This window comes from Pseudomonas sp. SIMBA_067 (assembly GCF_046534675.1).
GTDB lineage: Bacteria > Pseudomonadota > Gammaproteobacteria > Pseudomonadales > Pseudomonadaceae > Aquipseudomonas > Aquipseudomonas putida.
The window spans coordinates 1-234 of sequence record NZ_JAWRYH010001390.1; the positions used below are offsets into that span (position 1 = coordinate 1).

Annotated in this window: 1 protein-coding gene; it reads right to left on the reverse strand. The window is 67.1% G+C overall.

Annotated elements, in window-relative coordinates:
- Window positions 1-234 (reverse strand): GMC family oxidoreductase N-terminal domain-containing protein (locus tag SB765_RS33935; protein WP_410933076.1); only part of this gene is annotated, 234 nt, incomplete at both ends.

The following is a 234-nucleotide window of genomic DNA, read 5'->3' on the forward strand; positions in this document are numbered from 1 at the left end:
GAGATAGGTCCAGCGCTCGAGGCCCTGGTGCGTCGACCAGTTGTCGTAGTCGAGCGCGTTGCCGCGGATGTAGCACATCCCGTTGATCAGCGACGAGCCGCCGAGCCCCTTGCCGCGGCCGCATTCCATGCGGCGGTTGTCCATGTGCGGCTCGGGGTCGGTTTCGTACGCCCAGTTGTAGCGGCGGCCCTGCAGCGGATAGGCGAGTGCCGCCGGCATCTGCGTACGGAAGTC